The organism is Ectobacillus sp. JY-23, assembly GCF_023022965.1.
Lineage (GTDB): Bacteria > Bacillota > Bacilli > Bacillales > Bacillaceae_G > Ectobacillus.
Genome location: NZ_CP095462.1, coordinates 3,486,128 through 3,495,215 on the forward strand (window position 1 = coordinate 3,486,128; position 9,088 = coordinate 3,495,215).

General features: G+C 44.7%; 8 protein-coding genes. 4 read left to right on the forward strand and 4 right to left on the reverse strand.

Annotation, left to right across the window (positions count from 1 at the left end; all coding sequences use genetic code 11):
- The first annotated feature begins 19 nt into the window (after positions 1-19).
- Entirely contained in the window at positions 20-1,264 is a 1,245-nt protein-coding gene (locus MUG87_RS17595) for a serine hydrolase domain-containing protein (protein WP_247083909.1), read from the forward strand.
- A gap of 137 nt (positions 1,265-1,401) precedes the next feature.
- Here the strand turns inward: MUG87_RS17595 and MUG87_RS17600 are convergent, their stop codons facing one another.
- Complete coding sequence (locus tag MUG87_RS17600) at positions 1,402-1,845, reverse strand: DinB family protein (RefSeq protein WP_368042546.1); 444 nt, start codon at positions 1,843-1,845, stop codon at positions 1,402-1,404.
- Between the two features lie 320 nt (positions 1,846-2,165).
- Between MUG87_RS17600 and MUG87_RS17605 the strand changes: the two genes are divergently transcribed.
- Complete coding sequence (locus MUG87_RS17605; protein ID WP_247087766.1) at positions 2,166-2,939, forward strand: pentapeptide repeat-containing protein; 774 nt, start codon at positions 2,166-2,168, stop codon at positions 2,937-2,939.
- Positions 2,940-2,983: 44 nt separating this feature from the next.
- On the forward strand, positions 2,984-4,216 hold the full coding sequence (locus MUG87_RS17610; protein ID WP_247083913.1) for an MFS transporter: 1,233 nt from the start codon (positions 2,984-2,986) through the stop codon (positions 4,214-4,216).
- A gap of 19 nt (positions 4,217-4,235) precedes the next feature.
- Here MUG87_RS17610 and MUG87_RS17615 read toward each other — a convergent pair whose 3' ends face one another.
- Positions 4,236-4,643, reverse strand: coding sequence for an Lrp/AsnC family transcriptional regulator (locus MUG87_RS17615; RefSeq protein ID WP_247083915.1), 408 nt, complete (start codon positions 4,641-4,643; stop codon positions 4,236-4,238).
- A 118-nt stretch (positions 4,644-4,761) separates the two neighbouring features.
- Between MUG87_RS17615 and MUG87_RS17620 the strand changes: the two genes are divergently transcribed.
- Positions 4,762-5,520, forward strand: a complete 759-nt coding sequence (locus MUG87_RS17620; RefSeq protein WP_247083917.1) for an MBL fold metallo-hydrolase — start codon at positions 4,762-4,764, stop codon at positions 5,518-5,520.
- Between the two features lie 296 nt (positions 5,521-5,816).
- Here the strand turns inward: MUG87_RS17620 and MUG87_RS17625 are convergent, their stop codons facing one another.
- Both MUG87_RS17625 and MUG87_RS17630 read right to left on the reverse strand, forming a co-directional pair.
- On the reverse strand, positions 5,817-6,167 hold the full coding sequence (locus tag MUG87_RS17625) for a VOC family protein (protein WP_247083919.1): 351 nt from the start codon (positions 6,165-6,167) through the stop codon (positions 5,817-5,819).
- Between the two features lie 195 nt (positions 6,168-6,362).
- Entirely contained in the window at positions 6,363-8,861 is a 2,499-nt protein-coding gene (locus tag MUG87_RS17630; RefSeq protein ID WP_247083921.1) for a cyanophycinase, read from the reverse strand.
- Positions 8,862-9,088: the final 227 nt, after the last annotated feature.

The following is a 9,088-nucleotide window of genomic DNA, read 5'->3' on the forward strand; positions in this document are numbered from 1 at the left end:
GCTTGATAAGGAGGAGTATATGAAGAAAAAGGTCCAAGCCTATATGGATATGCTTGCCACGAGCAATTATTTTAACGGTGCTGTGCTTGTCGCACACAAAGAAGATGTATTGCTAAAAGAGAGCTATGGCATGTCTTCCTTTCAATATGAAGTAGCGCATACAACGAAAAGTAAATTTCGCATCGGGTCTTTGACAAAAGCGTTCACGGCGATGGCAGTTTTGCAGCTGCATGAAATGGGAAGGCTTGATATCGATGGTGCTGTCGAGACAGTATTGCCAGATTTTCCGCATGAGCCTGTCACAATTCGGCATTTGCTTCAAAACACATCCGGCATCCCAAATTTTACATCGTTTCCGGCATATTGGGAGCAAAGTATGCGATTGCGGACGACCTTGGAGGCGGTGCTTAGTTCGTTTTGGCATATGCCGCTGGAGTTTGATCCGGGTACCCGCATGAGCTACAGTAATTCCGGCTACCTCCTTTTGACAGCCATTATTGAAAGGGTGTCGGGTATGTCATACGAAGCTTATTTGCGGAGAGAGATTTTCGATGTATTAGGCCTGAAAAACACGGGTGTGGATAATGGGCGACAGATTGTACCATCATTGGCGACCGGTCATACGGTATGGGGCGATGTCATCCACACGGAATTCATCGACATGAGCTTTCCGCTTGGTGCCTATGGTGTATATTCCACAATAGAAGATTTATATATTTGGAGTGAGGCATTGCAAACGAACAAGCTGCTATGTAAAGAACTGCAGGAGGAAATGTTCAAGGCTTCTCATGGTTATGGGCTTGGTTGGTTCATCGAGGGGCGGCAAGCGAGTCATTTTGGTGACATTAACGGATTTGTAAATTATTTTCTGCTGGATTTGGAAAACGAGTTGACTGTAATCGTGTTAAGCAACATTAACATTACACCCGTAATCAGCATCGGCAGGGATTTGAAAAAAATTGTGCTTGGGGAAGAGGTGCGGCCGCTACGGGCGTTCCGCGCGCTCGATCTGCCGATGCTGTATTTGACAGGAGAGTATGGGGCGCTGTCCATCGGCTTTGATGACACGTTGTACGCGATCATTCCAAAAATGTACGGTGTTCCTTACAAATTCCGTTTGTTCCCTGTTGAAGCCACTGAAGAAAGGGTTGTGTGCAAAAGCGATTTCGTGCATGATACGTATGTGTTCGAGCTGGAGATGAGACACGTGCGGGCGGTTACTGTGACAGGACCAGACGGCAGTACAACGAGGTATGAAAAGTGAGGAAGTCCTGAAGGGGCCTAAAATTGGACCGCAGGAGGCCATTATTCTGATATGGATTCTTGTGTGAGCTGGTCTGAGCCTATCTGAGATATTGAAGTGAGGGAAGACGGTGTTTTCTTCCCTCTTTGTCCGTGGTACTATTTCAGTATATATCTTTCTTGTATGATGTTTTGATGATGGAGCGCATGACCGGCGATGATATATGCGATTGCGCGTACGGTAGTTGGATACTCCAAAACCGTGCCGGTTCGCTTCCATGCGTGATCGGGTAGGCACGTCAGTAAGGAACAGGTGCATTGACGGACCGCCGATAGCTCCGCAAGCACATGATGCAACTCGAGCCGGTGGAAGTCTGCGTTCGCTATATAGGCGTCCTCATCGAACGACGGCAGCGGCATTTGGTCGCCACGGGCCACGACAAGAAGACGGTAGCTCATCACGCGCTCCGTATCCGCGATATGTCCGAGCGCCTCCTTTAGGCTCCACTTTCCTACAGCATATCGGTATTCCTCTTGCGCTTTTGATACGTTTTCGACCAAGCGATGTGTGTCTTCTTGTTGCTTCTTTAGAATTTCGAGCAAGTCTCCATCGGGAACGTGTGCGAGGTATCCTGCGAAATATGGATTGTATTCGTTCGATTGCGGGCGTTGAAGCATGATAGTTGCCTCCTTATGCATGATATCTTTTTATAAATATGTTAATTGACATGCATGTTAGACATGGATTACCAAGGTAATGAGAGAATGGAGCCTAGAATAATAGAAATTCCACCAAAGAAAATGGTGAGGATGTGTGCGGAAACGACTTTGGTAAGGAAAAGCCATTCTGAAGAATCTGATAGAAAGAAGTGTTTGTATTGTCTAATCAACGAAGTATAGAACAAAAATTGCGCTCGGATTGTATGAACTGCTTTGGCTTGTGCTGCGTGGCTTTGCCCTACGCAAAATCAGCCGATTTCGCTTTTAACAAAGATAGTGGTACACCGTGCCGGAATTTGCAGTCCGATTTTTTATGTGGTATTCATGACGAGTTACGAAGCAAGGGGTTTCGAGGCTGTGTAGCGTATGAATGTTTTGGTGCTGGTCAAAACGTATCGCAAAACATTTATGAAGGAAAAGACTGGGTGAAGCATCCCGAGCTTGCGAACGAAATGTTTCAAGTCTTTCCTATTGTGCAGCAGCTTCATGAGATGCTTTGGTATATAAAGGAAGCGTTAGAAGCACAAGTAGCGCAAGCGATTCATGATGAATTGCAAATTGCGTTTGAACGTACGGAGCAGCTGACAAAAAAAGCGCCTGCGGAAATCTTGGAAATTGATGTGCCAGGGCATCGCGCATATGTCAATGCATTGCTGCTAAAGGTGAGTGAGCTGCTGCGTCCTAAGCCTACAAATGCGAAGCTTGCGAAACGAAGAGATTTTCTGGGTGCGAAGCTACAAGGTGCGAACTTAAGAGGAGTTAGCTTACGAGGAGCACTATTAATCGCAGCCGATCTGCGCGGCGCGGATTTGCGACAAACCGATGTAATCGGCGCAGACTTTAGAGATGCTGACTTGTGCGGTGCGGATCTGCGCGGAAGCATCTTTCTGACGCAGGCGCAGGTGAACGCGGCAAAAGGGGATACAGCTACGAAGCTGCCACACACGGTCCAAGTGCCGGCACATTGGAAAAAGTGAAGGAAAAAGAAATCATACGAGAGCGAATTTGGTGGTGAACAGCGGTGAAAGATAAAAGCATATTGACGGCTGCATTTTTTTCTTCCTTCGGGAGCACGATGTACTTTATCATTGTCGCTTGGATTTTATATGAGTTAACCTCCGATGCAACTTACACAGGATTGATGGTAGGTTTCGGATTTTTGCCAGGCGTGTTTATGAATCTCGTGTTTGGCGTATGGGCGGACCGCGCCAATCGGAAAACGTTAACGATTTTGGCAACCGGTATTATTTTGCTGTCTATTACAGCCTTATGGGGTGCGATGCTCCTTGATGTAATACAGCCCTGGATGCTGATTGCTGTACATATGAGTGTCCAAACCTTCGCTTCCTTATTTCGGACGGCACAGCAGGCATTCATTACGGAGGTATATGAGAAAAAAGAGATTCCAAGAATCTTTAGCCACCAGGGCTCAGCCGTCTCGGTGGGCGGTTTAATCGGCACAAGCTTTGGCGGCTTTGCGCTGCATTGGTTTTCAGCAGAAGGTGCAGTTGGTATTGTATTGGGATCGTTTTGTATTACGCTCCTTTGTCTTGGTATGGTGTCGTATGAATTGAAGGAGCGGGCTTATCAGCCTGCATCGGTATTTCGTGATTTGACTGACGGCTTTCGCTATATTCACCGCGTGCCCCTTATGTACAGTTTACTAGGACTTATGTTTGTCGGACAGCTTGTGGTACATACAACGGCGGGCATGCTGTCCGTATATACTAGCGCTCGTTTACATGGAGATGCGGCACTGTATGGCATCTTGGAAAGTGCTGCTTCGTTAGGGGCAATTGTCGCCGGGGTGACAGCTACGTTCTATTTATATAAAGTAAAATATCATGTTCCGTTTTTCGCATTGTTGATAACAGCACTGGGCTTGCTTGGGATGGCTATTTTCAAGGAACCGGTGATTGCGTTTGGGTGCATATTTATAATCGGTCTTGGCACGACCTGGCTGCGCGTTTTAATGCAGTCTGTCCAGCAGATTGCCACAGAACCAGCCTTTTACGGCAGAATGGCTGCGACAAGGCAAACAATCAATCAAACCTCGGTGGCAATTGGTGCGCCCGTTTTAGGTGTAATTGCTGACGGATACGGTGTGCAGTATTCATATGCCGCTTTACTCGTACCAGTGCTTCTATTGGGATTGATGAGTTTACGTATCGCCAAGCGGCGTGATTTCTCCGCCGTTATTTCGTCCGTTCTGCCAAAGGAGTCAGATCAAGGGTACCATAAGTCCATGTCGTAACCCTAGCTTTGTTTTCTGTTTAGCTATTAATAACAATGGAAAGCTTATAGTTTACATGTTCGTTGAGCCCAACTAAAAAACGGTCAAGCTCTTCGTGAGAGGGAAAGCGGCATTCCAGCAAATAGCACCCATCTCCGCTGATTTTAAAATTGTTAACGATGTAGGGCTGTGTTTGAAGAAATGCAAGGTAGGGCTGATGATGAACATTTTTTGTGTATATATGTAGAAAGGTATGAACAGGCAGACCTAGCTTTTTGTGGTTCACTTTAATGGTATAGTTCTCAATGATGCCTTCGTCTTCTAGCTTCAAAACGCGCGTGGAAGCGGCTTGACCAGTAAGATGAACCTTTGCGCCAAGCTCCTTCATCGTTATACGTCCATTGTTTGATAATTCTTCGATAATTTTTTTGTCAGTAGCATCGAGCATTTTGAAACTCCTTTCAACATTCAAGTAGATGGAGGAAAACTCTTGATTTTGTCTATGTACCTGTTCCTCTTCTTTATATTATCTTATAGAAGAAGCAAATGAAAAGGAGGAAGTGCTTATGCAAATACGACAAATTCGCAATGCGACGCTTGTGTTAGAATACGGTGGTAAGAGGTTTCTGGTTGATCCATTTTTTGCGGGACAGGGAACCATACCGGCATTTCCAAATACGCCAAATCAAGATAAACAAAATCCGCTGGTGGGGCTGCCAGTTGCTGCAGAAGAGCTAGTGAAGGTGGATGCGGTGTTTGTGACACATTTGCACCTTGATCATTTTGATGATGTAGCGAAGCAAGTATTGCCAAAGGATATGCCTATTTATACGCAAAATGAAGAGGATGCGGAAGCAATTCGGAAAGATGGTTTTGCTCATGTACAGTCCTTTGAACATGGTGTGCAAATCGGAGATGTTCTCATTGCAAAAACAGATGGTCAGCACGGCACAGGCGAAATTGGTAGGATGATGGGTAATGTTTCTGGTATTGTGTATAAGCATCCCGATGAACAAACTTTATATATAGCAGGTGACACGATTTGGTGCGATGACGTACAGGAAGCGCTAGAAGCGCACAATCCTGGGGTCATTGTGGTAAATGGCGGGGCTGCACAGTTCCTGCAAGGTGACCCGATTACGATGACAAAAGAAGATATCTATCAAACATATGAAGCAGCTCCGCAGGCGACAATTGTTGTATCGCACATGGAGGCGCTGAATCACTGTTTGTTAACAAGGGCGGAGCTGAAGAGCTTTATGGCGGAAAAAGTGCTGTCACAACGTGTGGTTGTGCCGGAAGATGGGGAAGTTTTGCAATTTTAGATACGTAAAGGCTCTTTTCTAAGAGCTTGTTGTTTTCAGATAGGTTTCTTTGGTTCAGATTGGTTGGAGCGGAAGGTGCGAGACTCCCGCGGGAGCAGCAGGTCCACAGGCTGTAAGGCGAGGAGGCTCAACGTATGCCCCGCGGAAATCAACCACTCGCACATAGCAACAAAGTTTGCGAAAACAGCCTAAGTAAAAACAATCTCCTTTTGAATCGGGAGATTGTTTTTTTCTATGAAGTCAAAGGTGACAGAAAAAGGATAGTGGAGTTGATGTAGAAATACATTACAACAGAATCAACATTTGCAAATCATTAAATGGTTGCCGTCAGGGTCTTTAAATTGAAACCAATGGTTATGCTCGATGTTGGTTGTGATTTCAATGTTTTTGCTTTTCATATACGTATAGGATTGTTCTATATCATCTGTGTTCAGATGAAAAGGCGGGATTTTGAAAACATGCTCCTCCGCATATATTTTGCTGTCTAACACGATGCTTGTTCCTTTCATAGGCACTATGTACAAATGACCGAATAATATTTCACCGTCTGCTGGTAAACCTAATAGATCACAGTACCAATCACGAGCGTCTCTAATGTTACGTACCGGGATAAACACAGTACCGATTTGATTTAAAACAGGATGCATCGCTTACCTCCCTATGTTAGCCTTATAGGTTTATTTTGACACAATACCAAGCTTTTTTAATATATTTTAACATAAATTACCTTTTCATGGGGGTACAATGAAAAAAGATGTACCTGCATATAAAAAACGAGTACAGCATCGCAAAGATCCTATACTCGTTTTTTATACGTTTTCAATTGCTTGAAAAGCTATGTGTTATTTACTTTCCACACGAATCGGTGTGATGTCAAGTAGTACCTTGGTGAAGGAGTAGTCATCACGCTGACCGTCTGTGTTTGTCCAGTAGCCGTTTGTTTCTTTGCCCTTGCGGAATGTTAACTCAAAGCCTTTACCATTTTCAAAGCTGTAGCTTGTGATTTTGTCAGTGCCGGCATTGTCTACAAGGTCATAGGAGACGAATTGCTTCAACGTATTGTGCGGTGAGAAGACGCCGCCATTTGGTGCCACTTTTGTATCAGCGTATTCGTAGCCCTTTGTTTCATATTTTTTCGGGTTAATGGCAATTGCTTTTGTCTCCGGATTTACTGTATCGCCCGGTTTAATGAAAGATAGAGAAATATCTTGGTAGTTGCTCGCTTTTTTTGCTTTTACATTTGCTAAATCTATGAGTGTAACGCCGCCGCGACCAACTACTTCAATTGTTTTTGCTTCATTGCGAACAACCATCGCTGTATCTTCGTCTACGCCGTAAGAAAGCTGTGCTTTGTTACCTTTTTCATAAGCTGTTGCGATAAGTCTGCCTAGTCTTGCTTTGTTGTCAAAATGCTGGTCAATAATGCCGTAGCGGAAGAAGCCAAGACCGCGTTCTAAGTAAGCAGGACCGCCTTCTTGCTGCGTCATGCCGTCGTATTGATTTGTAAAGCCGTTCATCAGTGCGCCGTAGCTGTCGCCGCCTGCTAGCATGACATCGCTCATGATGGCTGCTCCTGCGCTCGTGCCGCCAAGCACCCCGCCGTTTGCATACATATCCCAAATTGCGTTTAACACTTTGGAGTCGGAGCCGTCGTCGTTGCGAAGAGATCCAGTAATTAACGTTTGGTCACCACCCACGAACCAGATGCCGCCAAGACCTTTGATCTTATTTGCAAGCTCGTCGCTGTTCATATTGCTTTTCCATGCAGATTCATTTTCTGGTGTACCTTTAAAGTCATGATTGGAGATTGGTAAAATTTCAATGTCCTCCGCTTTAAAGCCATATGAAATCAAATCTTGTTTAAAGGCATTAGAAGAAGAAAGACGGTTACTTGCAGCTGGGACAATCCCAATTTTTCCTTTCGCAAGGGAGGTAAATGCATCGTACACAGCCCGGTTTGTACTGCCTAGTGCGCCGCCTGCGATAACGAGATTTCCTTTAATATCTGTGCGGTTTGTTGATTGTACTTTAAAGTCAGATGGCTTGTAGTTTTTCGTTACAGAAGCATCCGGTTTAAATTCCATAATGGTTGGAATGAGATCTAACGAAACATGTGCAACGGAATAATCATCTTTTTGTCCGTCTGTGTAGCCCCAATAGCCGTTTGTTTTCTCCGTTTTGCGGAATACGGCTTCATAGCCGATGCCTTTGCTGTCATATAAATAGCTGCTTACAGATTGGGCTGAAGAATTGTCAACAAGTGAGTAGGACAGATAATTTTTCAGCTTGCCGTAAGGTGTAAAGACACCTGTAGCCGGACGAGGTGCGAAGGAATAGTATTCATAGCCTTTTGTTTCGTCCTTGTTTGGAAACTCGAATGTTTTTGTATCGTAGTGCACTTTATCACCAGGTGCTAGATAGCTAACATCGATATCCGCAATACCGTTGCGAGGCAGTTTACCTTTTGTGAACTTTTTCGTTTTCATTTTGCTAACATCTACAACAGCCAAACCGCTGCGTCCGACAACTTCGATTGTGTTTGTTTTATTATCAACGACCATTGCTGTGTCTTCATCAACGCCGTATGCAAAGTTTGCCGCCTTGTTTGTTTCGTATTCATGTGCTGTCATGGCAAGGCGCAGCAGGCGAGAACGCTCGTCCACGTGCTGATCGACAATGCCGTGTTTAAAGAAGCCAAGTCCTTTTTCAATGTATACCGGCGCATATTCCTTATCTGTTGTTGTCTCTTCTGTAACAAAGCCCGCTCGCAATGCCCCAAGGCTGTCACCGCCTGTAATCATCACATCGCTCATGATGGCCGCTCCGGCACTGGTACCACCAAGCACGGCGCCATCTTTGTAAATATCCCAAATCGCGTCAAGTGCTTTAGAATTGCTGCCGTCATCGTTGCGAAGCGAAGAAGTAATGCGAAGCTGATCGCCGCCAACAAACCAAATCGCCGTATAATTCTTGAGCTTGTCCACAAATGCAGCGTTGTTCACATTTGCTTCCCAAGTGGATTCATCTTCTGGCGTATCGGAAAAATCATGATCAGAAATTTGTAAAATATCAATCTTGCTTTCACTGATGCCGTAGCTTTGCAAATCTTTTTTAAAGTCTTTAGAAGAGCGAAGCTTACCACTGGCTGCCGGAATAATCCCGATTTTACCTTCACCGGCTCGCTTGATAAAAGCTTCATAGATTGCTTTGTTCGTTGCGCCCACGGCACCGCCGGCGATAACGAGACTTCCCTTAATGTCATTGCTTTCGGCTTTGACAGGCGCCCCAAGCGGCGTTAATAATGCCAAGCAGGCGGCAATGGAAATAATGTTGCGTTTCATGCATGATCCCCCTTTAATATGATTACGATATATGCGCACGGACCGTGAACGAAAAGGTGCAACGTCCGTAACAGCTGATTTAGTTGAACCTATTATACAAGAGGAAGAAGTAATAGAATAGTATAATTTTTAGAAAATTCTAATTTATATATTGCGATTTTTAAGCTTTGGATAAGCTTATTTTTTATGAAAATACAAGCAAAGACAGGGACACTTGAATATGTTAT